The 26,055-nt window shown below is 43.8% G+C and carries 17 protein-coding genes; 7 read left to right on the top strand and 10 right to left on the bottom strand.

What is annotated here, in order from left to right; all coding sequences use genetic code 11:
• Window positions 1–7: 7 nt before the first annotated feature.
• The 7 genes from AB4274_RS05770 to AB4274_RS05740 all read right to left on the bottom strand — a co-directional run bounded on the left by AB4274_RS05770 (window position 8) and on the right by AB4274_RS05740 (window position 12,541).
• A complete protein-coding gene (locus AB4274_RS05770; protein WP_017063846.1) occupies window positions 8–4,849 on the bottom strand; it encodes an NAD-glutamate dehydrogenase in 4,842 nt (1,613 codons plus the stop codon).
• Window positions 4,850–5,077: 228 nt separating this feature from the next.
• Window positions 5,078–5,296 carry a DUF2835 domain-containing protein gene (locus AB4274_RS05765; protein ID WP_004733645.1) on the bottom strand — a complete coding sequence of 73 codons (219 nt, stop codon included), beginning with the start codon at window positions 5,294–5,296 and terminating at the stop codon, window positions 5,078–5,080.
• A gap of 189 nt (window positions 5,297–5,485) precedes the next feature.
• Complete coding sequence (gene pepN / locus AB4274_RS05760) at window positions 5,486–8,092, bottom strand: aminopeptidase N (protein WP_372111303.1); 2,607 nt, start codon at window positions 8,090–8,092, stop codon at window positions 5,486–5,488.
• Between the two features lie 218 nt (window positions 8,093–8,310).
• Window positions 8,311–8,994, bottom strand: a complete 684-nt coding sequence (locus AB4274_RS05755) for a hypothetical protein (protein ID WP_017068918.1) — start codon at window positions 8,992–8,994, stop codon at window positions 8,311–8,313.
• Between the two features lie 322 nt (window positions 8,995–9,316).
• A complete protein-coding gene (gene prc, locus AB4274_RS05750) occupies window positions 9,317–11,311 on the bottom strand; it encodes a carboxy terminal-processing peptidase (RefSeq protein ID WP_017066965.1) in 1,995 nt (664 codons plus the stop codon).
• A gap of 17 nt (window positions 11,312–11,328) precedes the next feature.
• Window positions 11,329–11,952, bottom strand: coding sequence for an RNA chaperone ProQ (gene proQ / locus AB4274_RS05745; protein WP_017057223.1), 624 nt, complete (start codon window positions 11,950–11,952; stop codon window positions 11,329–11,331).
• Between the two features lie 97 nt (window positions 11,953–12,049).
• On the bottom strand, window positions 12,050–12,541 hold the full coding sequence (locus AB4274_RS05740; protein ID WP_017059689.1) for a GAF domain-containing protein: 492 nt from the start codon (window positions 12,539–12,541) through the stop codon (window positions 12,050–12,052).
• An 89-nt stretch (window positions 12,542–12,630) separates the two neighbouring features.
• Here AB4274_RS05740 and AB4274_RS05735 point away from each other — a divergent pair, with 89 nt between their 5' ends.
• The 4 genes from AB4274_RS05735 to rsmF all read left to right on the top strand — a co-directional run bounded on the left by AB4274_RS05735 (window position 12,631) and on the right by rsmF (window position 19,980).
• Window positions 12,631–14,427 (top strand): ABC transporter ATP-binding protein, encoded by a 1,797-nt coding sequence (locus tag AB4274_RS05735; protein ID WP_372111300.1) that lies wholly within the window; start codon window positions 12,631–12,633, stop codon window positions 14,425–14,427.
• A gap of 54 nt (window positions 14,428–14,481) precedes the next feature.
• On the top strand, window positions 14,482–15,765 hold the full coding sequence (locus tag AB4274_RS05730) for a PqiA/YebS family transporter subunit (RefSeq protein ID WP_372098701.1): 1,284 nt from the start codon (window positions 14,482–14,484) through the stop codon (window positions 15,763–15,765).
• On the top strand, window positions 15,752–18,409 hold the full coding sequence (locus tag AB4274_RS05725) for an MlaD family protein (RefSeq protein ID WP_372111297.1): 2,658 nt from the start codon (window positions 15,752–15,754) through the stop codon (window positions 18,407–18,409). Before AB4274_RS05730 ends, AB4274_RS05725 begins: the two co-directional genes overlap by 14 nt.
• A 149-nt stretch (window positions 18,410–18,558) precedes the next feature.
• Window positions 18,559–19,980 (top strand): 16S rRNA (cytosine(1407)-C(5))-methyltransferase RsmF, encoded by a 1,422-nt coding sequence (gene rsmF, locus AB4274_RS05720; protein ID WP_372111295.1) that lies wholly within the window; start codon window positions 18,559–18,561, stop codon window positions 19,978–19,980.
• A 299-nt stretch (window positions 19,981–20,279) separates the two neighbouring features.
• Here rsmF and AB4274_RS05715 read toward each other — a convergent pair whose 3' ends face one another.
• The gene (locus tag AB4274_RS05715; protein WP_017059694.1) at window positions 20,280–21,188 is read right to left on the bottom strand and encodes a S1 RNA-binding domain-containing protein; all 909 of its coding nucleotides are present in this window, start codon (window positions 21,186–21,188) and stop codon (window positions 20,280–20,282) included.
• A 28-nt stretch (window positions 21,189–21,216) separates the two neighbouring features.
• On the opposite strand from AB4274_RS05715, the gene AB4274_RS05710 reads away from it, so the two are divergent.
• Window positions 21,217–22,572 carry a hypothetical protein gene (locus tag AB4274_RS05710; RefSeq protein WP_017063834.1) on the top strand — a complete coding sequence of 452 codons (1,356 nt, stop codon included), beginning with the start codon at window positions 21,217–21,219 and terminating at the stop codon, window positions 22,570–22,572.
• Between the two features lie 108 nt (window positions 22,573–22,680).
• Here the strand turns inward: AB4274_RS05710 and AB4274_RS05705 are convergent, their stop codons facing one another.
• Together AB4274_RS05705 and AB4274_RS05700 are read right to left on the bottom strand one after the other, a co-directional pair.
• Entirely contained in the window at window positions 22,681–23,166 is a 486-nt protein-coding gene (locus tag AB4274_RS05705; protein ID WP_017059696.1) for a PaaI family thioesterase, read from the bottom strand.
• A 159-nt stretch (window positions 23,167–23,325) separates the two neighbouring features.
• On the bottom strand, window positions 23,326–24,213 hold the full coding sequence (locus AB4274_RS05700; protein WP_017066315.1) for a putative PEP-binding protein: 888 nt from the start codon (window positions 24,211–24,213) through the stop codon (window positions 23,326–23,328).
• Window positions 24,214–24,420: 207 nt separating this feature from the next.
• On the opposite strand from AB4274_RS05700, the gene AB4274_RS05695 reads away from it, so the two are divergent.
• The gene (locus tag AB4274_RS05695; RefSeq protein ID WP_372111293.1) at window positions 24,421–25,479 is read left to right on the top strand and encodes a 3-deoxy-7-phosphoheptulonate synthase; all 1,059 of its coding nucleotides are present in this window, start codon (window positions 24,421–24,423) and stop codon (window positions 25,477–25,479) included.
• Between the two features lie 12 nt (window positions 25,480–25,491).
• A complete protein-coding gene (locus tag AB4274_RS05690; RefSeq protein WP_017063832.1) occupies window positions 25,492–25,974 on the top strand; it encodes a YajQ family cyclic di-GMP-binding protein in 483 nt (160 codons plus the stop codon).
• Window positions 25,975–26,055: the final 81 nt, after the last annotated feature.

Here is a 26,055-nt window from a genome sequence, read left to right as displayed (position 1 = left end):
CTAGTAACTAGTCTTTTGACATGCAGTTTAGATTCAACAGCATCAATTCACGCAGTGCTACTGAGAACTTAGCAAACTCATGAACAGAACCTACTTTGAATTCGTTTAGGATGCTTTCCCAACGATGTAGAGAAACAGAGTTACTTTCCATCCAGTCATCAAGCGCTTTAATCACATCGATATCTGAAGCACAACCACAGTTAAGTACTTGACCAGTTAACTGGCGTTGCTGCCAATCCAGATCTTCTCTGAATGCTGCACGCGCCAGTGCTTGCCAGTTGTTGTCTATAGCTTGGCCATTGATTTGCTTCAAGAACCAGTGCAGTGACAAACGGTCGCCTAGGTTGAAGTAAAGCTTAGACGCTTGCTGTACTGTTTTACCTGTTTCACGAGCCACTGTAGATATATCCAGTGCTGAGTACAGGCTAGACAAACGAGCCACTGAATTAGCCAGCTCAGCGTTTACACCTTGGTCAATCCATACTTGAGCCATTGCTTGATGCTCTTCTACTTCTGAAGCCACTAGGTTTTCATCCAGCTTCTCAGTAATTGCGACGACATCACCTTGGTAAAGCTCAATCAATGCATTCACTGACTGTTTACCGGTACGGTTTCTTAGCAACCAGCGTGCTAGACGACGAAGCGTACGACGTACATGGTAAAGCAATTCGTATTGAGCTTCAGAACTTGAGATGTTGTCCAGTTCACGGATGCTCTTCAATACCTTACCCAGGCCGTAGATTTCACGTGATGCCGCGTAAGCATTCGCAATATCAACAATGTTCGCGCCCGTCTCTTCTTGCAAGCGAGTCACGAAGTTACAGCCCATCTCGTTAACCATTTGGTTAGCAAGCGCAGTCGCAATGATCTCTGCACGAAGTGGATGGTTATCCATGTGCTGAGAGTAGTTACGGCGTAACTCTGTTGGGAAGTATTGCATCAGTTGTTGAGCATGGAACTCATCATTCGCAATGTCATCACTCACAAGATCTTCTTTTAGAACCATTTTACCGTAAGCGATCAATACTGATAGCTCTGGTCTTGTTAGTGCTTGGCCCTGCTTCTCACGTTCTAGCAGCGTTTCGTCATCTGGGATGTATTCCAAACCACGGTCTAAGTACCCGGCTTTTTCCATTGTGTGGATAAAGCGGATTTGCTCTTTCACTAAGCCTACACCTTGATGCTCAGTAACAGAGATAGACTCAGCTTGGCAGTAAGCGTCGTCTAGTACGATTTCACCTACTTCATCTTCCATAGATTCAAGAACTTGGTTACGTTGCTTAACGGTAAGATCACCATTAGACACCAAGCCATTCAAGAAGATCTTAATGTTAACTTCGTTATCCGAGCAATCTACACCACCAACGTTATCGACAAAGTCAGTATTAACTCGACCGCCCGTTAGAGCGTATTCAATACGACCCAATTGAGTCATACCCAAGTTACCGCCTTCACCAACAACCTTAGCTTTCAGGTCACGGCCATCGATACGTAGCACGTCATTTGCACGGTCACCCACATCGGTATGAGTCTCACTAGAAGACTTAACGTAAGTACCAATACCGCCGTTCCAAAGTAGATCAACTTTCATAGACAAGATCGCTTTGATCAAGTCGTTTGGTGCCATTGATGCTTTCTTGGTACCCAGCATTTTCTGAATTTCAGGTGTCAAAGAGATAGACTTCGCTCGGCGAGAGAAGATGCCACCACCTTGAGAAATCAGGTCTTTATTGTAATCTTCCCAACTTGAACGAGGCAGATTAAACAGACGGTCACGCTCTACCCAGCTTGATGCTGATTCTGGATTCGGGTCAATGAAGATGTGCATGTGGTTAAACGCAGCTTGCAAGCGAATGTGCTTAGATAGCAGCATACCGTTACCAAATACGTCACCCGCCATATCACCCACACCAATGGCAGTGAAGTCTGTGCTTTGACAGTTAATACCCATTTCGCGGAAGTGACGTTTAACCGATTCCCAGCCACCTTTCGCCGTGATACCCATGGCTTTGTGGTCGTAACCGTTAGAGCCACCCGATGCAAACGCATCACCTAGCCAGAAGTTGTACTCTTCAGCTACTGAGTTCGCTAGATCTGAGAATGTCGCGGTGCCTTTATCGGCTGCAACAACCAAGTATGGGTCATCTTCATCGTGACGAACAACGCTCTTAGGTGGGATAACCTCACCTTCAATGATGTTGTCTGAAACGTCTAGCAATGCACGGATGAAGCGCTTGTAACAACGTTGACCTTCAGCAAAGATCTCGTCTCGGCCAGACATCATGTGTTGACGCTTACAAACGAAACCACCTTTAGCACCAACCGGTACGATAACCGTGTTCTTAACTTGTTGCGCTTTAACTAGGCCTAGAATCTCAGTACGGAAGTCCTCTTGACGGTCTGACCAACGTAAACCACCGCGTGCTACTTTACCGCCACGTAAATGCACACCTTCAATGTCTGGTGCGTAAACGAAGATCTCAAACGCAGGAACCGGCGCAGGGATATCTGGAATCTCGCTTGGTCTCATTTTCAGAGCCAACCAAGGTTTAGACTGCTTATTCTCGTCTACTTGGTAGTAGTTAGTACGAAGCGTTGCAGTGATCATTTCCATGTAGCGACGAATGATACGATCATCATCCAAGCTTTCTACATGATCCAACTGTTCAGTGATCTTCTTAATAAGATCTTGTTGGCCTTTTACGCTGCCCTTCAGTTTCGGGTCAAAACGCTTGCCGAATAGGCTCACTAGCCCTTTCGCTAATTCTGGGTAATGAGACAATGTGTCTTCAATGTATTGTTGGCTGAATGGGAAACCAACTTGACGCATGTAACGAGCATAAGCACGTAAGATTGAGATTTCACGGCCAGAAAGACCAGCGCCAAGTACTAAGCGGTTGAAACCATCGCTGTCTAACTCACCCGCCCAGATTGCCGCAAAGGCTTGTTGGAAAAGATCGCGAGCTTCACGAAGATCAATGGTCTTATCGCTCTTGTGCAGCATAGAGAAATCAAGGATCCAATAGGTCACACCGTTGGTTTTACGCACTTCATATGGAGATTCACCGATAACGCGTAGGCCAAAGTTTTCAAGCATTGGCATAACATCAGAAAGGTGAATTGGCTCATCGCTGTGATAGAACAACTTCAAACGAACGGCTTTTGAATCTGCCGCTTCTTCTTGAGGACGGTAGAAAAGCATACCCAGTTTGTTGTCTTCACTTAGCGCTTCTAAACGTTCAATGTCGGCAACAGCAGAACCTGGCATCATGTCTTCTTTGTACGAACGTGGGAATGCACGCATGTACTCTTTCGACAATGGAAGACCTTTGCTTTCACCGAAGTTTGCAATGATAGATTCAGACAGACGGTCATCCCACGTAGACGATACTTCCATTAAATTTTGCTCAATTGTTTTCACGTCCACATCCATGTTGTTGTTATCAACACGAACAATATAGTGCGTTCTTGCTAGCGGGCTTTCAGAGAAGTACGTTGTAAATTCAACCTCTTCTTCACAACCAAAGTACTGTTTCAAGATGCGCTGTGTTTGGCGACGAAGCTCAGTGTTGTAACGATCTTTTGTTACGTAAACCATGCAGCTAAAGAAACGACCAAACGGGTCTTTGCGAACAAACAAACGCAGGAGATCGCGATCTTGCATTTGTACTACGCCCGTACCGACTTCTAGTAGCTCTTCTTCTCGAGCTTGCAGCAGTTCATCACGTGGGTAGTTTTCAAGAATGTTGTGCAGCGCTTTGTAAGAGTATGAACCTTCACGGTAACCACTCGCATCCAAAATACGTTCTACTTTCTCGCGAACAAGAGGAATCGTTTCAACGGTTTGGTTATAAACGGCAGATGTGTAAAGACCAGTAAAGCGGTGCTCACCAATGACCTTACCGTTCTTATCGAACTTCTTAATACCAATGTAATCGTTGTAAGCTGGGCGGTGAATGCGTGAAGCCGTGTTGCCCTTGGTTACGATAAGCACATAAGGCTTTTTCGCTTCAAGACGTGCCGAATCAGAAAACTCAGATAGCTTAACGTTACGTACACGATCTGAGTTCGCAAACAAACCAAGACCTTGCTCCTTGGTCGGTTGCAGTTCAGTGTCGCCGTTAACTGAAACTAGGTCATATTCCTTATAACCCATGAATGTAAAGTTGTGTTCACCTAACCAACGAAGAAACGCCAACGTTTCATCAAAACGTTGGCCATCTACAGGAATGCTCTCTTTCTGCTTTTCTACTTGATTGGTTACTTCTTCAAGTCGTTCTACCATCTTCAACCAATCGTTCACAACTAAGCTAGTATCGGTAAAGATATCCAGTAGCTCCGTTTTAAGAGCTGTCATTTCAGCTTTACTGCTAAGACGGTCAACCTCAATATGGAAAAGCGATTGGAATGCACCTTCGTTATTGCTTACACCGACAACACTGCCCTTATCTGAGCGAGAGATTTGTGTTGGGTTATGAAGCATAAGGTGAGAAGAAAGGTCTAGGCGAGTCAATGCCATTTTTACGGAATCAACAAGGAATGGACTGTCTGGAACGACTATCTCAACGATAGTATGAGTAGACTGCCAACCTTGACGACTTACCGTCGGGTTGAATACGCGTACAGAGATTTCGTCGGCTTTCTTTTCATTGATGTGATGCCATAAGCTAACTACAGCACCATATAAATCGGATTCGTTTCTCTGAGTTAGATCGTCGTGAGAAACGTTACTAAACAAGTGTTGAGCAAGTTGAGTTACGAGAGGTCGATGAGCAAGGTCAAGTTTGTCTTGAATCAGCTTGTAAACTTTTTCAAGTAAAACTGGAACCACAGTTTCACGTGCGGTCATAGTCACACTCCACAATTAGAATTATATTTTATTATTAGGGGGATCACTTAATCTGGTGTTTGAAACGTGCCGTTGAGCGCTTTTCTACTAACGAGTTAAGCAAAGGTAATGCATTCATTTATTGTAAAAGCATTATTGAAAAATAGTTAATTGTTTTGGAGGTGGTAAGAGCTGAAATGTTTGATTATGTGATTAAGATTCCTTTTAACTCACTAGGCACGCCAAGGTTTACAGAGCTTCTAACTTAATAAACTTATTTTTTTGGTCAGTTGTCAGCCTAAACTGCCCTCTAACCCCTATTTGTGTAAGAAATGGTCTGAACCGAGTTGCAGGTAACTGTAAGCGTAAACCTGTTGTTGTTATCACTTGAACTTTACTTGCGGCGCCAGAATAGCTGGCCAAAAACTGCTGATATGAGATGTTAAGTTGGAAAATATAGCGATTCATACGATACCTGTATAAATATACAGTGCCAGTGTTTTTTGGCACTTTTAGATGTCTGACGGTGAAACTGAACTTGAAGCTGCTCTAGCTTATCGAAAATTCGATGAACCAGAAACAAAAAATCAGTGGCAGATATTCTCTACCACTGATGACCTTTCATTATAGCAAACAGTTACCTGAATGCGCGCTGACTTAAGCCTCTAGTGCTTTCGTCACTTTCTCAAACAAGTCTTTTGCTAGGTTGTCCATGTTCTTTAACGTCTCTAGTTCTTTTTTGATCAGAGCTTGGCGTTCATCATCGTACTTACGGAACTTAAGTAGCGGGTCAATCAGACGTGAAGCCACTTGCGGGTTGCTGCTGTTCAGTTCACGTAAGATCTCGCCTGCAAATGCATAGCCTTGACCAGACTTGTCGTGGAATTGAACCGGGTTCATGTTTAAGAATGAACCGACCAAGTTACGGGTACGGTTCGGGTTCTTCAAACTGAACGCCTGGTGCGACATCGACGCTTTGATCACTTCAAGTGCGTTTGAACTTGGGTTTGTACCTTGCAATGCAAACCACTTATCCATAACAAGACCATCGTGTTTCCACTTGTCACTGTAATCCACCATCAAGGTTTCACGACATGGTAGTTGTGCACTGTTTGCCGCGCCCATTGCTGCCATCGTATCTGTCATGTTATTCGCTTGTTGATACATCGCAACAACCAAGTCATTACCCTGCCCAGTATGAGCTAAGTAACTTAAGCAAACTTTACGTAGAGTACGCTTACCAATCGAATCGTGATCGACCGTGTATTCTGTTAGTGCGTGGCTGTGATAAACCGCCGCTAACTCGTCTTCAAGTTCTGCAGCTAGTGTGACTTTCATTGAGTTAAGAACCGATGCGACCGCATCAATATCAACGCGCTCGTACCAACCCGATACTTCATTGTGGCTTGGTAGAGAAAGCATTTCTGCAATAAACGCAGGCTCTAGTGAATCACTCAGCAGTACGCCACGGAATGCATCAACAACAGAATCAGAAAGCTCAAACGCTTGACCCTGCTGAACTTTCTCCACGTTACTGCGGATGTACTTCGCTAATAGCATTTGACCCGCATCCCAACGAGAGAATTCATTGCGAGCATTCACCATCAAGAAGATCAGTTCTTCATCTGAGTAGTCATATTCCAATTTCACTGGCGCAGAAAATTCACGAAGTAATGATGGGATCGGTTGCTCAGAAACGTTTTCAAACACGAACGTTTGCTCTGCTTCTTTCACATCTAATACATTATGAACTGGCTTACCGTTACATTGTAACTCAACAACTTCACCCGCAGCTGTGTACAGCTCGATATCAAGAGGAATATGCAGAGCCTGCTTTTCCGTTTGCTCATGAGTTGGCGCTGTTACTTGGCGAGTTGTTAACGTGTACTGTTTCTTCTCTGCGTCGTACTTACTTTCAACAGACAGCGTCGGCGTACCAGATTGGCTGTACCATAAACGGAACTGAGATAGGTCGATGCCCGACGCATCTTCCATTGCCGCGACGAAGTCTTCACATGTTGCAGCCGTACCATCGTGACGTTCGAAGTACAGCTTCATGCCTTTTTGGAAACCATCTTCGCCCAACAATGTGTGGATCATACGGATCACTTCACTGCCCTTTTCGTACACGGTCAAAGTATAGAAGTTATTCATTTCTATCACTTTTTCTGGACGAATTGGATGAGACATTGGGCTAGCATCTTCTGCAAATTGTGGACCGCGAATGATACGTACATTGTTAATACGGTTTACTGCGCGAGAACCAAGATCAGATGAGAATTCTTGGTCACGGAATACCGTTAAGCCTTCTTTCAGACTTAACTGGAACCAATCGCGACACGTCACTCGGTTACCTGTCCAGTTGTGGAAATATTCATGGCCGATTACTGCTTCAATACCTAGGTAATCTGTATCCGTTGCAGTTTGGTCGTTTGCTAGAACGAACTTCGAATTGAATACGTTCAAGCCTTTGTTTTCCATCGCACCCATGTTGAAGAAATCAACGGCTACGATCATGTAGATGTCTAAGTCGTATTCAAGATTGAAACGTTCTTCGTCCCACTTCATTGAGTTAATCAAAGAAACCATCGCGTGGCTCGCACGGTCTAGATTGCCTTTATCAACAAAGATTTCTAGGTCAACTTTACGACCCGATTGTGTAGTGTATGCGTCACGAAGTACATCAAAGTCACCCGCTACTAAAGCAAACAAGTACGCTGGTTTTGGATGTGGGTCTTGCCACTTCACCCAATGACGACCGTTTTCACCTTCACCTTCATCTACACGGTTACCATTACTTAATAAGAATGGGTTCTCTGCTTTGTCTGCAATTACCGTTGTAGTGAATTTCGCCAACACATCTGGGCGATCCATGTAGTAAGTGATACGGCGGAAACCTTCAGCTTCACATTGAGTACAGAACGCGCCACCCGACTTGTACAAGCCTTCAAGTGCACTGTTCCCTTCAGGGTTAACTTCGGTAACGATGGTTAGAGTAAATTCTTTTGGAAGGTCATTCAGCGTAAGTTGAGTTTCAGACTGCTCGTACTGAGTCCATTCGTTGCCTTCAACCAAAACAGAAACCAACTTCAAGCCTTCACCATCAAGTACTAATGTCGTGCTGTCTTTCTCCTGCTTAACACTAGAAACAGCCGTAACAATGGATGCTGAGTCGTACAAATCGAAAGTAAGATCGATTTCAGAAATCGTGTGAGATGGTGATTGATAATCTTTACGATACTTGGCTTGAGGTGTATGTGCCATGACGGGTTCCTTTTGATCGTTATACGTAATTATTTTTTAACTGTATATATCTAAAGGTTGAGCGCCAATAAAACAAGGGGAATATTAAAAAAAGGAGGCATTGTAAGAAAATGCCTCCATGTTTTGCTATTTTATCAATCAAATCAGACAGGAACGCCTAAGAAATGAACTGTGCACAATATTATCAACGAGTACGCCGTTACTGCTAAAACTCACGATTATCGAATGCGATTGAGTACCGCAAACATATCTCCCTCTTCACCTTGCAGCGTTAACACATCGCTGTTCAGTGTATATCGAGTGCCGTGTTCACCGTTCTCATAAAGTAACACTAGTTGATCGCCTTCTGTGTAATACACCCCGCGACGAATGACTTCACCACCTTCTTCATCTGATACTCGGAACATGAATATAAAGTCCGGCTGAAGGACTAAATCCATTTTTTGAATGTTACTCGCACGTAGATCGCTTCCAGACAGTTGGGCACTTGACCAGATTCCCGCCAATGCATTTGGCAAGGCCTTAGTGAACATAACACCGTTAAGATTCAGCATGTTGTGATTACTGCTGTACGCGTAAACCTGAGGTTCTGAGGTATTCAAACCCAAAATAATCGTGTCTTCATTGGCGTTATACAAACCTTCCCAATGATCGACACTGTAGTCTTTCTTTTGGATATCGATAGTGAATGAGTAGTTTGAATCAAGAGTGAGCTTGATCGCTCTAAAGTTTTCAGTGCCTTGCTCAGGATCAGGATTCATCAAATACCAATCACCAAGCAGCAAAGGAAGGTCAAAATGAGATAGATTACTATCACTTTTTGATTGTTGGTTACTCGAAGCGACCTCGCTCCCAAAAGCCACAAAACTTAAACAAGATAAAAATAGTAGAATCCATTTCATAAGCGTCCCCTCGTTTTCTTTAAGCTTAGGCACGTAATGAATAGAAAGCGAAAAAATATGATCTAAGTCACTAAATTTTAAGTGCGAAGTAACTTAAATGTCATTATCACTCGAAAAATAATACTTAAGTTTAGTTATTTTTACAGTGTACTTCACAGCCGAAAATCAAATAACAGTGGTTCTGCAGCAAGTTAAAAAGCGAGGAAGCATGCCGTTAACATGACATTATTCGAGGCAAGAACACAGGTACAAAAAAAGCGAGCCTAAGCTCGCTTTTCAAATAGTACGTCTTTAAACAATCACCTTATAACAGGTATTTTGTTTATTTCTTGATCATATCCAGCATGATAGCAACTGATTCATCAAGATAAGCATCCGGGGCTTCGTAGTCTTTTGGAATATCATCCAACGTTTTAAATGCCTCTAACTTAGCGGCTTTTTGACGTTGGTTAATACGCTCTAGACGAAGCGCATCCGCATCATCACTCTCTTGTTGACGAACCTTTTCATTAAGAGAAAGGTCATTGTCGTCTTTATCTGCCTTATATTTTTCAATATCTTGCGCGATAAAGCCAAATTCCATGTCTGTTGCGATACGAGCTTCGTGTTTAGCCGTCAACGCTGCGATCTGCTCATCGTTACGCTGTAACACTGAGTACTTCGCTTTGTCGATGCTGTCCCAAGGAAGAGCGTTGTCTTCAACACTTTCACCAGTATCTGCAGGATCAATTGGCGTTGGGTAAGCAATATCAGGTACTACACCCTTGTTTTGCGTACTACCACCATTGATTCGGTAGAATTTTTGGATTGTGTATTGAACGTAGCCTAACTCTTTATCGAACAAATCATAAATATGATTCAAAGAGCGATGCTGTTGCACCGTACCTTTACCGAAAGAGTTTTCACCCAAGATAATTGCACGGCCATAATCTTGCATCGCTGCTGCAAAGATTTCAGACGCTGAAGCACTGTAGCGATTCACCAATACCGTTAACGGGCCTTGGTAACTGATTTGACCATCAGTATCGCTGTTCACTTTGACACGACCGTAGCTATCACGAACCTGAACAACAGGTCCTTCTTTGATAAACAAACCAGAGAGTTCAGTTGCTTCAGTCAGTGCACCACCACCGTTGTTTCGGAGGTCAACAATAATACCTTCAACACCTTGCTCTTTAAGCTCGGTGATCAGTTTATCGGTATCTTTAGAAAGGCCAACGTAGAAACTTGGTACTTCTAATACACCAATTTTCTTGCCGTCTTTCTCGATCACTTCTGATTTAACAGCGCGGTCTTCTAAACGAATCTTATCGCGAACAATTGTGACAACGTGACTTTTTGCATCTTTACCATCTGGCAAGATCTGTAGCTTAACTTTGGTCCCTTTAGGGCCTTTAATAAGTTGTACTACATCGTCTAAACGCCAGCCGATAACATCAACAATTTCTTCGCCATCTTGACCAACACCAACAATGCGGTCTCCATCACTCAATTGTTTGCTGTTTGACGCAGGGCCACCAGCAACTAAAGAGCGAATAACGGTGTAGTCGTCTGTCATCTGAAGCACAGCACCAATACCTTCTAGAGATAGGTTCATCTCAGATTGGAATTGTTCTGCATTTCTTGGAGAAAGGTAACTTGTGTGAGGATCAACTTCACGCGCAAATGCGTTCATGTAGATCTGGAAAGCATCTTCATTATGCGATTGCGTAATACGCTTCATCGCATTGTTGTAACGCTTTTCCAAAACTTCTTGAATCTCTGGCCACTCTTTACCAGTAAGTTTTAGATTCAACGCATCATATTTAACGCGTTTTCTCCAAAGCTCATTCACTTCAGCGATATCTTTTGGCCATTCCGCTTCACTACGATTGAGCTCAATACTTTCATCGGTATCAAACTTAATCTCTGTATCTAGCAAAGACAATGCATATTGAAAACGTTCAAAACGCTTCTGCATAGACAAATTATAAACATCGAATGCAATCTGGTTATTGCCTGCTTTCAGTTGATCATCAATTTGTGTAGATGACGCAGCGAAAGAGTCAATATCAGCTTGAGTGAAGATATTACGATTATAATCCAGCATCTCTAAGTAACGATTAAAGATAGCTTGAGAGAAATCATCGTTGAGATTGAAGTGTTTATAGTGAGAACGAGTAAATCGAGAAGTAACACGTTTACTAGCAGTTTCGTGTTGGACCTCAGGAGCGAGTAGAGGTAAATCGTCCTGATCTAATTTGGCTTCAAGAGCCTGAGCTGAAGCTGCTAGCCAAAAGCTAGCAGCAATCAGTGTCAATTTTGAACGGCATTTCATGCGTAGGAGTATCTCCTTTAAGCGCGCAAGTGCTCCGCTTTAACAACCATTTGTAGGCCGTTTGCTAACTGAACACGCACATCTTCCTTATTGATTTCAACAATGGTCGCAGCCATGTTTCCTTTACCCATGTTCACATTTACTTCTTTGCCAGCGATGAATTCGTCAGCGTTCAAAGCGCGTGTTTCTACAGGCTTTTCTACTTTTGGTGCTTTAGGCGCTTGACGACGAGGCTGTTGAGCTTTCTTCGCCTTAGGTTTCGCTTTGCCTTCTTCACGAGCTTTTTGTGCTTGTTCTTTACGACGAGCCTGAACTTTCGCTTTGCTTTCTGCAAGTGTAGCTTTAGCGTGTTCAACGTGCTCTTCTTCTAGAGTGCCACACGCGTTGCCGTCTAAGTCAACACGTTCTGCGCCAGCTTTTACGCCGTGCAGGTAACGCCATGATGATGTGTACTGTCTTAACGCTGCACGAAGCTGAGTCTTACTTACTTTTTCGTCTTCATTTAGACGTTCAGCAAGATCTTGAAAAATACCAATTTTAAGTGGCTTCGCTTCACCTTCTAGAGTAAAGCATTTAGGGAAACATTCAGCAATATATGCGATAACTTCTTTGCTGTTTTTTAACTTTTCAGTGTTTTCCATGTGGGTTCCTGGTTTTTGCGGTTTTCCGCGAGCATTAAGAAAATATTTTTACGTATTATAGAGAGATGCTTGGGAAAAACCACAGTAAGAGAATAATTTATGCCTTGTTCGCGTGCGAATTAAGCAGCTTTTCCACTTCTGCCATGAAAAATGTTAATCCGTCCTCGTCAATTTGAGAAAAACGACCAACATTTGGGCTATCAATATCAAGAACACCCGCGATTTTTCCGCCAATCGAGAACGGAATAACGATTTCTGAGTTACTTGCAGCGTCACAAGCGATGTGACCTTCGAACTCATGAACATCATGAATGCGCTGAACTGTATTCGTCGCAACCGCAGTTCCACACACACCACGCCCGACCGGAATTCGCACACAAGCAGGTTGACCTTGGAAAGGGCCCAGTACAAGTTCGTCTTTTTCCTTAGCTAAATCCTGCTTCATTAAATAGAAACCCGCCCAATTCAAGTCATCCAATTCCATGAATAATAATGAACTGATATTAGCAAGATTAGCAGTTAGATCGGTTTCTGATTCAATTAATGCAACGGCTTGTTTGGTTAAGCGTTGGTAATGTTCTATTTTCATATTAACTTCCAATTAAATTGAGACTTCCATTATCAAGAGAACGCAGTAGAATGCGGCTATCAAACTAAATAGGACTTATTCTCATTACAATGAACAATTCAGAAGACACTATTAGCCGTTCTTGGTTAATAACTCAAGTAAAAAAACACAAGTCCAAATTACTGTTTGCTAACATTATTGCCATATTTGCAACTCTCATTAGTGTCCCTATCCCGTTGCTCATGCCATTAATGGTTGATGAAGTATTACTCGATAAGCCCGCTTCAGGCTTAGAGATGATGAACCACCTACTTCCATCTTCATTACAAACACCGACTGGCTATATAGCACTAACTTTGTTGTTAGTGATTATCATGCGCTCCGTTAGCCAAGCGTTGAACATTCTGCAAGGGCGGCAGTTTACGCTTGTGTCCAAAACAATTACCTATCAAATGCGCAGCAAGATGATAGATAAGCTTGGCCGCATCAGTATTCGACAATACGAAACCAAAGGCAGTGGCGGTATTAACGCCCACCTAATAACAGACATAGAGACAATAGATAAGTTCATTGGCTCGACTCTTTCTAAATTTATCATCAGCTTCCTGACCGTGTTCGGGACAGCGATCGTGCTGTTGTGGTTAGAGTGGCGTTTAGGATTGTTCATTTTATTGGTCAATCCTGTTGTAATTTATTTCTCCCGTAAACTAGGCAGCAGGGTCAAACACCTTAAGAAATACGAAAACCAATCTTTTGAGCGCTTTCAAAACCGTTTGGTGGAAACCTTAGACGGCATTTACCAACTGCGTGCGGCGAATAAAGAACGTATCTTTCTCGATGAACTTAAGGTTCAAGCAAACCAAGTAAGAATCGATGCCGACAAATACGCTTGGCAATCTGAAGCTGCTGGCCGTGTTTCGTTTCTGCTGTTCTTACTAGGTTTCGAGCTTTTCCGTGCCGTCGCTATGCTAATGGTGTTATTCAGTGACTTAACCATTGGTCAGATTTTCGCGGTATTTGGCTACTTGTGGTTCATGTTAGGCCCGGTCCAAGAGCTACTAGGGATTCAATTCTCTTGGTATAGCGCGAAAGCGGCACTGCAACGCATCAACGATCTTCTTCAGTTAGAAGAAGAGAAGCGCCCTATCAGTAAAGTGAACCCATTTACTGAAGATCAAGAAGTGACAGTTGACATCGAAGACGTTACATTCTCTTACACATTAGAAAACACTGTTTTAAATAGGCTATCGCTGCACATCCCTGCAGGTAAAAAGGTCGCTTTGGTCGGTGCGAGTGGAGGGGGTAAATCCACGCTAATCCAGTTGCTGATTGGGGTTTACCAAGCAGACTCAGGTTGCATTCGCTATAACGGTGAAACAACCGATGACATCAGCTTTGATGTAATACGCAATCAAATTGCCGTTGTTTTACAACAACCTATACTCTTTAACGATACATTAAGGCATAATCTGACCCTTGGTGCTGAATACGACGAAATGTCGTTGTGGCGTGCGCTTGAAGTCGCTCAAATGCAAGATGTCATCAAGCAACTGAGCAATGGCTTAGATACACAAATTGGTAGGAATGGCGTTCGACTGTCTGGTGGTCAACGACAACGCTTAGCAATAGCTCGTATGGTGCTGAGCAATCCTAAGTTTGTTATTCTTGATGAAGCGACATCTGCACTCGATACAGCAACAGAGTCAGCACTGCATAAAGCGTTGAGCGAGTTTTTGAAAGGTCGCACAACTTTGATAGTGGCTCATCGATTATCAGCGGTGAAACAAGCCGATCTAATCTATGTTTTAGAAGATGGACAAGTCACACAGACGGGAACACATGGTGAATTGGTTGAACAACAAGGACTCTATCAAACACTCTACGGCAGTGTGCAATCGCACGCCTGATGTTTGTGGCTCTGAGTCTTTAAGTCGGGTTGCTAACCTAACTTACGTTTCAACTTGGGAGGTCGCGTGACCTCCCCATCCGTAACCAACCCTTTATCAACAAAACACCAATGCGACAGCAGCTCAGTGCGTCTTTGCCAGGGCTGCGAACTTCCCGTAGATAAAATGGACATCCCTTTAGGGAAATCAGCTTACTGCCCAAGATGCGGAACTCAGCTTTATAGAGGCGGTACCCCTAGCCTCTCTGGAAACCTAGCAATCGCAATTACCTGCTTATTACTGTTTATCCCATCGCACTTTTTTGAATTCATCAGTATTCGCCTGATTGGCGTCATGATACCCGCGACGTTACCATCGGGTGTTTTTACCTTAATGGGCGAAGGCTTTCCTCTACTTGGTTTGCTGATCCTGTTCTGCAGTTCGATCGCTCCGTTGCTCGTGTGTACATCGGTACTCATTACCCATTTATCATTGCGATTCAAATTTTTTACACCATTTAGGTATGCGTTAGCCATCATCCAGACATTAAAACATTGGATGATGTTGGATGTGTTTCTGGTAAGTTTGGCGGTCTCATGTTTCAAACTGCAAGATTACTCAGATATTTTTGTCGGCCCTGGATTGGTTGGCCTCATTCTTCTGCAGCTTTTCAGTGTATTGTTGGTAAGCCGCATCAGCGTGCGTCGCTACTGGGAAGCTTGGACAAAAGAATCTGACTACTCATTTACTGAAAGTAAGAACGTACACTGTCACAACTGCCACCTATCTCAACCGGATGGGCATACTTGCGTGCGTTGTCACCATGACTTATACCACCGCAAGCCCTACTCTATACAGAAGACATGGGCACTGTTGTTTGCCGCATCAGTGGCTATCGTGCCAGCCAATGTCATTCCTATTTCTATTCTTATTACCAACGGTCAAAGGCTAGAAGACACCATCATTTCCGGTGTCGCTTCGCTGATTAATAGCGATATGTATGGCATCGCTGCGATCATTTTCATTGCCAGTATCGTCGTGCCAGTCGCGAAAATACTGGGCCTCGCGTACATCTTAATCTGTATCAAGATGAAGCGCGCCGTTTACCACAGGCAACGTATGACCATCTATTTCATCGTGAAATGGGTGGGGAAATGGTCGGTAATGGATCTGTTCGTTATTTCGATCATGATGACCTTGGTCGACCGCGGGCAAATTTTAAACTTTACACCAGGTTATGGTGCAGTCGCTTTTGGCGTCGTAGTTGTTCTCACGATGCTAGCAGCGGAAAGCTTAGATCCTAGGCTAATTTGGGATAACTACACCTCTAAAGATGAGTCAGTGAATGAACAACGATAACCAATCACAAACGTCATATTCACCAGAAGTAAGGAAAAACAAAGGCATCTCACCTTTGTGGATTCTGCCGATATTAACCGTCGCCTTAGCCGGTTGGTTGGTCATGAAATCGATACACGATGCTGGACAACGTGTGCAGATATACTTCTCAGATGCCGCAGGTTTAGTCGCAGGTCGAACAACGATTCGTTACCAAGGCTTAGAGGTGGGTATGGTGCGTGACATCACTTTATCCAAAGATCTATCGAGCATCTATGTCGATGCTGACATCTACCCAGAAGCGAAGAAGCTACTCTCAAAAGGCACACGGTTTTGGCTAGTAAAACCAACCGCTAGTTTGTCGGGTATCTCAGGATTGGACGCGCTTGTTTCAGGTAACTATATTGCTATCCACCCGAGCGAAACCAAACAAGACCCAGAAACCGTTTTCCAAGCGTTAGAATCCTCCCCTTCTGACTTACTGGCTTCTGAAGGTTTGAACATTTCACTGACGACCAAAGATCTGGGCGGCGTGTCTGTTGGCTCTCAAATCGTTTACCGTAAAATCCCAATTGGTGAGGTTTACAACTACCAGTTAAACGACAACGCGAAATCCGTTACGATTCAAGCGTCGATTAAAGATGAATACAGCCATATCATTACCGACCAAAGCCGTTTTTGGAATGTCAGTGGCTTAGGTGCCAGTATTGGCTTTTCTGGTGTTGATGTTCGCTTAGAGAGCCTAAGTGCATTGCTTGGCGGTTCAATTGCGGTCGACTCTCCAGGAGAAGGCCAACCGGTTGAGATGAATACTAAGTTCAAACTCTACCCAGATCTGAAAACAGCGGGTCGAGGTATCTCTATCAAGATTGCCGTTCCCGATGATAATAAAATCAGTGCAACAGGTGCTCCGATCATGTATCGCGGCATTGAAATCGGTCAAGTCACTGATTTATCGCTAAGTGAAGGGCGTGAAAACGTCGTTGCATCTGCCGCTATCCAACCGGCATTCAGTGACTTTTTAAACAGCGGCAGTAAATTCGTTCTAGAAGAGGCTGAACTGTCGCTTACTGGCATGAAAAACATTGCCAATTTAGTGACAGGTAACTTTTTAACCTTGGTACCGGGTGAAGGTGAAAAGGCGCGTCGATTTACTGCAATCCGCAAAAATGAATTCAGTCAGGAACAAGAGAAATCCGTTGCGATTCGCTTAACGTCGAACAATTCGTTCGGGTTAGATGTCGGTACACAACTTCTCTACAAAGGCATTGCCGTTGGCTCTATCATCCATGTGGGATTAGTTGATGGTGTTGGTACGGGCTCTGATAAGCACGAAGTGTTCATGGATGCGCTTATCGACAACGAGTACGCGCACCTTATCAAAAGTCACAACCGTTTCTTCGTGACAGGCAGTGCGACCGCGGAGCTTACCGAATCAGGTTTGAGTGTTACTGTTCCACCAGCAAAACAGCTTCTGACTGGCTCGATTAGCTTTGTAAGTGAAGGTAAATCTGAAGCTCGAACGGACTACCAACTTTTCCAAAGTAAATCGTTAGCAGAAATCGCTAAGTTTAATCAGTCCGGCTCAAAGACGCTTTCGTTGTTTGCCAGTGAGTTACCTTCAATTTCTAAAGGCAGCCCACTACTCTATCGCAACCTACAAGTGGGTAGTATTTCTGATTTTCAGCTTGCAGACGGTGGTGTAAGAATCAAAGTCACGATCGAAAATCGTTATACGCACTTGCTCAATAAGCATACCGTTTTCTGGAACCGTTCAGGCGTTGAGGTTGATGCGTCACTATCGGGTATCAGTATTAAAGCGGCGCCAGTTAAAACTCTTATCCAAGGCGGTATTGCTTTTGACTCTCTGCCGGGAATCGACAACAAACTTGGTGATGTGTGGAAGCTTTATAAAGATTCGAAATCCGCTCGAAAATTTGGCCGCGCGATTACTATCACCTCTTCTGGCGATCAAGAAGTCAACAAGGGCATGGCGATCAAATATCAAGGTGTCACTGTTGGTGAGGTTACTTTGGTGATTCCGAACTTCAACAAGGGCGGCATTGAAATTACTGCGCGTATTTTACCTGAGTACGTCGACAAGATTGCCGTGACGAACAGTCACTTCTGGTTGGCAGAACCTGAGATTGGCCTTAATGGCATCAAAAACGTCTCTGCGCTGCTCTCTAAACACATCAACGTAGACCCGGGCAAAGGTGAAAGAAACACGAAATTTGAGCTTAGCAAAGGACCTGTGCAGCCTGAAGGCAAGATATTCCAACTGCAAAGCGAAACGCGCGGCTCAGTATCTGAAGGTACACCTATCCTATTCCGTGAACTAGAAATTGGCAGTGTTATAGATGTTCAGCTGGGCGAGTTTGCTGATCGCATCATATCTACGATTCAAATAGAACCTGACTACGCGTATCTAATCCGCGCAAACACCGTGTTCTGGAACGTGTCGGGCGTCGATGTCTCTATCGGCCTGTCAGGCGCAAACATCAAAGCCGGAACGGTAGACAGCTTGTTAAGAGGTGGTATTACATTCTCAACGCCACCGACAAATGAACTTCAACCAGTAGCAAGCGAAGATCAGTCTTTCTACCTCTATCCTCAAGCCGAAGATGAGTGGAAATCATGGAGAACCGCAATTCCTCGTCCATAGAGTGAACTCTCTGACGTTTCTGGAAGATTAATTCTTCATCAAAATGCAGCCATTAGGCTGCATTTTTGTTGTTTGCTGCAAATATGGTTTAGGACGGCCTCATTTTGCTTTAAACTCCCCGCATTAATGCAATAAATCGAGATACTCTTTTGCACGCTAACGTATATATTCCTGAAGAATTCCTAACGCACATCGAAGCAATCATGCCTAGTCATCTAGATATGGCTGCTTTTGTTGCGTCATGCCAAAAACCACTTCGTAAAAGTATTCGAATCAACACATTGAAAATCAGTGTTGAAGACTTCCTAGTACGAGCAAAAGAGAAAGGCTGGGAACTGGAACCTGTACCTTGGTGTGAAACGGGCTTTTGGATTACAGCGGACGAAAGTGAAGCGCCACTAGGTAATACGGCAGAACACATGTCTGGTCTTTTCTACATCCAAGAAGCCAGCTCGATGATGCCACCCTCGGCACTTTTCCAAGGCGAAGCTGATTACCAAGCGGTGCTAGACACTGCGGCTGCACCCGGCTCTAAAACAACGCAAATCGCTGCGCTAATGAATAATCGCGGTGTATTGGTTGCCAATGAGTATGCAGCAAGCCGTGTGAAAGTCCTTCACGCCAACATCGAACGTTGTGGCGTTCGTAATGCCGCTCTAAGTAACTTTGACGGTCGAGTTTTTGGTGGTTGGTTACCAGAACAGTTTGATGCTGTGTTGCTAGACGCACCCTGCTCTGGCGAAGGCACCATTCGTAAAGATGCCGATGCGATGAAGAACTGGACGTATCAATCAGTGGTCGACATTGCCGACACGCAAAAAGATCTGATTGAAAGTGCATTCCATGCTCTTAAACCTAATGGTGTTTTGGTTTACTCAACGTGTACGCTTAGCACCGAAGAGAACCAACAAGTGTGTCATCACCTAAAAGAAACCTTTGGTGATGCGGTTGAATTCGAATCTCTGGAATCACTATTCGACAACGCAAAAGCAACCACGACAGAAGAAGGCTTTCTTCACATCTTCCCACAGGTCTATGACTCTGAAGGTTTCTTTGTTGCACGTATCCGTAAACTAGCGTCTGTTACTCCACCAGAAGTTAAAAAACGTATGGGTAAATTCCCATTTGAAAAAGCATCAAAGAAAACTCAGCAAGAAGTCGCTGAACAACTAATGAGTACTCTCGATATCGAATTGCCAAGCGATACTCAGGTTTGGATTCGCGACAAAGACGTTTGGCTATTCCCAGAAGCGCTAGAGCCGATGATCGGTGAGTTCCGTTTTTCTCGCATGGGAATCAAGATCGCTGAAACCCATAAAAAAGGTTACCGCTGGCAGCACCAAGTAGCGACAACGCTCGCAACAGGTAATGAAGCTAATGTTGTAGAGCTTAGTATTGAAGATGCTCGTGAATGGTTCATGGGCCGCGATGTTCGCCCTGAAAACTTGTCAGGAAAAGGTGAAGTACTAGTGAAGTACAATGGTGCAATCATCGGCCTTGGTAAGTGGGTTGGCAACCGAGTGAAGAACGGTTTACCACGCGAACTCGTGCGCGATAAGAACCTTTTCTAAAAGCGTTCGCACTGAGTACACCTTAATAAACAAAAAGCCCAAACAACGTTAATTGTTTGGGCTTTTTCTATTCTATCGGCCATATAAGTCAGTGTGCGAGCGCTTGTAAATCAACAGCTAATTATATAAATATCAATTCAAGTCACTATTTCCAAAAAGAAAAATCGCAATTTAGAGAATCTAAACTAGACTTCAATCTAACAGTCAAAAGATTAAAACGATTAGCGTAGGCTCTTCGGAGCCCTTTCCCCTAAGCCCAAACAGGAAGGTTTGGGCTTTTTTTTGACCGAAAGGACCGCTTACTTAACTAAGCTGATACCTTCTTTGTCGATAGTGATCTTGCCAGATTTGTATAGACCACCAATTGTCTTCTTGAACGTACCTTTGCTGGTTCTGAATGCAGAGAAAATAACTTCAGGAGAAGACTTATCATTCAAAGGCAGGTAACCGCCTTTCTTCTCAAGCAGGTCAAGAACCTTAGTGCTTAGGTCATCCATCTTAGCCACACCAACCTTCTGAAGAGACAAATCAATCTTACCGTCTTCTTCACGAACGTTTTTAATGTAGCCTTTTAGTGTTTTACCAATGAACAGCTTACCGATGATGTCAGATGGGAAAATCATACCCCAGTGTTCACCGTTCACGATCGCTTTGTAACCCAATTGGCTGCGCTCAGCGATAATGAGATCAACTTGCTCATTTTGCTTATAAGTCGCAGGCGTGTTGTCTAACCATTTGTTGAACTTCGTTGTACCAACGATACGGCTCGATGCTTTATCGATATACACATATACTAAGATTGACTGACCTTCGTTTAAACGGCCACGCTGCTCGCTGAAAGGAACAAGAAGGTCTTTACCTTTCACGCCCCAGCTCATGAATGCACCAGTGCTGTTAACACCTTCAACCGTCATCAAACCAAACTGGCCTACTTGAGCTATTGGTTTTTCAGTCGTTGCAGCGATCTGGTTGTCAGAATCTATGTATAAGAAAACATCTAGCTTTTGACCAATTTCAACACCTTCAGGAGTAAATCGTTTCGGCAGCAACACGGTTCCATAGTCGCTCGCGTCAAGGAATACACCGAAGTCTGCTTGTTTTACTACTTCTAAGTTGTTTATTTGACCAATATTAATCATCAAGGTTGTCTCTACTTTAAATTTGGCGGAGATTATACGTGATCTCTGATATGCTTTCGCTAGTTTCATTCATATTTTTACATTCTAGGAGACATCGTTGATCACCGTTGATAAACAAGATGCGATAACACTTAAAATTAACCATGCCATGGCTAAGACCAAAAAGCTCGACATGGACGTTTATCTATTCATTCCCGGTGAACTTGGACTGACTCCTGAAGTGCTTTCTGAAAGTGCCTTTTTCTACAGCTCAATCACTCAAAAACGTGCCTACTATAGTGACAAAACACTTTTACCTTTGGTACACAGTCGCTTGGCAAAACGTGGACGCTTATCTACAACACAGTATCGTGTCAGTTTGAGTCTGTTTGCCTACCAATATGTTATCGCGTTAGATAAAGCAGTCAGCAGCTTAAATAAAACTGATAGTGACGACGTAACGGCTGATGAAGTAGATGAAGTCATTGAATTGGCTTTAGATATCTTGAAGAAGCTACGCCGAAGCATCCCTTACGAAGAAAATCTCAAGCGCTACTACGCTAATATCGATAACTACCTATCTTGGTATACCGAGCAAAAGTTCCTATCGCTAGTTTCACACATGCCACGAGGTAGTGAATATTCAACGATTAAAGAACGACTCTTAACGCTTTGTGATAAAGAGACCGCGCACCGTAAACTGAACCGCTACAACTCAGCAAGAGTTCGAGAGGACGTTACCCGCTTGAGTAACAAGATGCGTTTGCTGCGTCGTTTGATTGAACACCCTATCGTGCTTAAAGAAAAGACAACGTCGATGGGTAAGAACGTTAAGCGTGCCGTGAAAGGCATCGCGACCGGTTTGGTGATGGTTGTCGTGACCACTACTGTTATCTTGGCTCGTGACTTTCTTGGTGAGATTACCGCCTCTTTCATCGTGGCAATGTCTTTCATTTACGCACTGCGTGAGATCTTTAAAGATGACTTGAGAGACATCCTTTGGCGCTGGCTGCGTAAAGGCAAGCCAAAATGGAAGCGTCGTTACTATGATCCAACGACCAACAAGTCAGTAGGCCATAAACTGGAATGGTTGGACTACGCAAATTTTTCTAAGCTTGCAGATCGCATTCAGTCGATCCGTAAAAAGCGTGTGGTACAACGTGAAGAGCAAATCTTGCATTACCGCTCTCATACTGAGATGTCGACATCGACCTTTATGAGTGGTTATGAGGAGACTCGTGAAACGTTATCGATCAGCCTAAGAGCGCTGACACGGTTGATGGATAAAGGCTCAAACAAGATCTACCGCTTGAATGAAGGACAAGTGAGCCGCGAATCAGTAGAAAAGCGTCATCTTCTCAACCTGATCATTAAAGAGAACAACCATGATAACGAACCAACCTACTACCGTTGGAAGATCGTTATGAACCGTTCAAAAATAGTTGATATTGAGCAGATCACTCAAGAGTCATAGAGCCGTTATAAAGTTCTCTATAACGGTATGTGGAAACCATTCACATACCGTTGTTTTATCTCTTCAACGTTACCCATGACTTCTAAACCAAAATCTATTATTTAATCGCTATTTTCTTGAAGGGACTTTCTTAATTGAAAGCGTAAGCGTGAACTCCGCCATCGGCTCGTCACCATGTAAAGATGGGCAAGTCGCGATAATGGTTACGGGTTGATTGACCCGTTCTCCGGTCGACATGGTTTCTGCCAGCATAGTGTTGATCAGCTCACCGTCGTTACAAGTGAAATGCACATCACCTTCAGGGCGCTTCAAAAAGTTACCCGTCACCTCTTTAAAAGCCAACGAGATCTTTTCACCTTGCTGCTGAGATTTGCTCATCGCAAGAAACCCACCCGCGACATCCGCACCTACAGCCAAAACGCCAAAGTACATACTGTTAAGGTGATTCTTAGTACGCCTTCTAAGCGGGATTTTCACTTCAACATGTTGGTTGTCCAACGCGAGTAGTTTTGGTCGGCACAACCAGATAAGTGGGACTTTGAAAAAGCCAAACATGCTTAAGTAGAAATTTGCTTTTTGTAGAGGGGTCAACATTCGAATTACCTAGCCAAGTTAGTCATCAGACCAGTTAATCGACTAGCGATAAGAATGTCAAAAAAATGTTACAAAAAAGAGATATCATCGCACAATGATATCTCTTTCATTCTCAAAGCATTAGCGCCTTAAGTCGGCTTATCAGGCAAGCTAATCGATTTACGCAGTCACGACCGTTTCTACGCATTCAAGATCAGCTATGTAACCTTGTAGACGTGGGTAATCCACTAAGCCTTGAGTTACTAGCAGCACTGGCTTCTTCGCGTTCAGGGTTGCTTTAACAATCATATCCAACAAGGTAATAACCGCTTCGTTTTGTGGATCAAAAGCGTGCTGCTGAGCTTCATTGTGTTTGTCTACGCCTAAAGTGAAAGACGCTAAGCTATCAACGTTTACCACTACACCATCGAAGTAATGCAGTAAACGTTCGCTCAGTAGCACTGCAGACGGCACATCGCACGAGAACAGTACTTTCAAACCGTTAAGGCCGCGTGGTAGCCCTTGCTCGGCAAGCAGGTCAATAATCTTAGCGGCATCGCTTAACGCACGAACGTAAGGCACAACTACTTCAACGTTGATGCCCTGCTCACGTAATGCCTTAATAACCTGACATTCTAAAGCGAAAGCCTTGCTGTATTCTGGTGTCGCGTAACGAGCAACGCCACGAACACCTAGTGCAGGGTTAATCTCTTCTGCTTCACAGTTCCCGCCAAGCAGCGAACGGAATCCATAGCTGTCTGCACTGCTTAATGCGATACGAACAGAAGTGTGATTTGGCTGAACGGCAGCTTGAATGGCAATCACTAAGGTCGAAACAAAATGCTCATCGACTGTTTTATCGCCAAGGATCGCTTCTAAAGACGTTTTTTCAATATCAGTCAAAGTATCTAAGTGACTCTCGATACTTGGGTGGTAGAAGACACGATCCATCACTAATTCTGATAATGAAACGTATAAGTGGTTAGAATTATTATTATCGTTGTAAGAAGGCAGCACATCACCTAAGACGAGTTCTGGGTGCAAAGTGCTTTGATTTTCTTGAGTCATTGCTGCTCCAGCATTTTTATTTTGTGTTCAAACGAAAATACCGATAGCTGCCTGTTAATACAAGTGAAAATCCCTTATTTGACGCTGGCCTGCTGATAAAAATAAGAATATTAGCAATAACTGAGATAACTTTGACTCAATAGAGTTTATTCCTCTGTTCAATTCCGTTATCTTAACCACTTCGCAATAGAATAAAAAAGCTATCACATGCCATTAAAAACTGATGAGTTGAGAACCCAAGCTCTGGGTCCTATGCCAACTCCTGCCGAACTAGGCAATTCACACCCTATTACTGACGACGTTGCTGAGCGCATTAAAAATTCTCGCCGCCAAATCGAAGATATCCTAACTGGTCGTGATAACCGCCTATTAGTTATCGTAGGCCCTTGCTCTGTTCACGATACAGATGCGGCACTTGATTACGCTGAGCGCCTAAGCAAAATTCAAGACCAGTACAAAGATGAACTGTTCGTTGTAATGAGAACCTACTTCGAGAAGCCTCGTACTGTTGTAGGTTGGAAGGGTTTGATTACAGATCCTAACCTTGATGGTTCATACGCACTTGAAACAGGCTTGAACAAAGCTCGTAAGCTTCTGCTAGATATCAACAAGCTTGGCCTAGCTACCGCGACTGAATTCCTTGATATGATCACAGGTCAGTACATTGCAGACCTTATCACTTGGGGTGCGATTGGCGCTCGTACAACTGAATCTCAGATTCACCGTGAAATGGCTTCTGCACTGTCTTGCCCTGTTGGCTTCAAGAACGCGACCAACGGCAACATCAAGATTGCTATCGATGCAATTCGTGCAGCACATGCTTCACACTACTTCTACTCTCCAGATAAGAACGGCCGCATGACGGTTTACCGTACTTCTGGCAACCCATACGGTCACGTTATTCTACGTGGTGGCGATAAAGGCCCTAACTTCGACGCTGAATCTGTAGATACTGCATGTAAGCAACTGGCTGAATTCGATCTACCTCAACGTTTGGTTGTAGACTTTAGCCACGCTAACTGTCAGAAGCAACACCGTAAGCAGTTAGAAGTTGCACAAGACATTTGTGAGCAAATTAAATCTAACAAGAACCAAATTGCAGGCATTATGGCAGAGAGCTTCATTATTGAAGGCAACCAGCCAATGACAGATATCAACAACCTAGAATATGGCAAGTCGATTACTGACCCATGCCTAAGCTGGGAAGATACTGCAACAATGCTAGACATGCTTGCAACAGCAATTAAAGATAGAAACTTAGCTTAAGGAAACAACACAATGCCATCATTTGACATTATCTCTGAAGTAGAAGCAGTAGAACTGCGTAACGCAGTAGACAACGCAAACCGTGAACTATCGACTCGTTTCGATTTCCGCGGCGTTGACGCTAGCTTTGATTACAAAGATGAATCAGTAAAATTGACTGCTCAAGACGATTTTCAACTGAAGCAAATGCGCGATATCCTTCGCAGCAACCTAACGAAGCGTAATGTTGATCCTAACGCGATGGAAGCGAAAGCGGCAGACCAAACAGGTCGCACTTGGCACCAAACGGTTATCTTTAAGCAAGGCATTGAAACTGATGTCGCTAAGAAGATCGTTAAGCTAATCAAAGACAACAAAGTTAAAGTTCAAGCTTCTATCCAAGGCGACAAAGTTCGTGTTACTGGTAAGAAGCGTGATGACCTACAAGCTGTTATGGCTCTAGTTCGCGGCGGTGAACTTGGTCAACCTTTCCAGTTTGACAACTTCCGCGACTAATTATTGAGTTTGAGCGACCGCCTATTTGGGTTGCTCATTCATCAGCACAATGTCGTGTTTGATGTCTCGTCCTAAAATACG

Source organism: Vibrio sp. 10N.261.55.A10 (assembly GCF_041470825.1).
Lineage (GTDB): Bacteria > Pseudomonadota > Gammaproteobacteria > Enterobacterales > Vibrionaceae > Vibrio > Vibrio crassostreae_C.
This window is presented reverse-complemented; position numbering and strand designations above follow the sequence as displayed.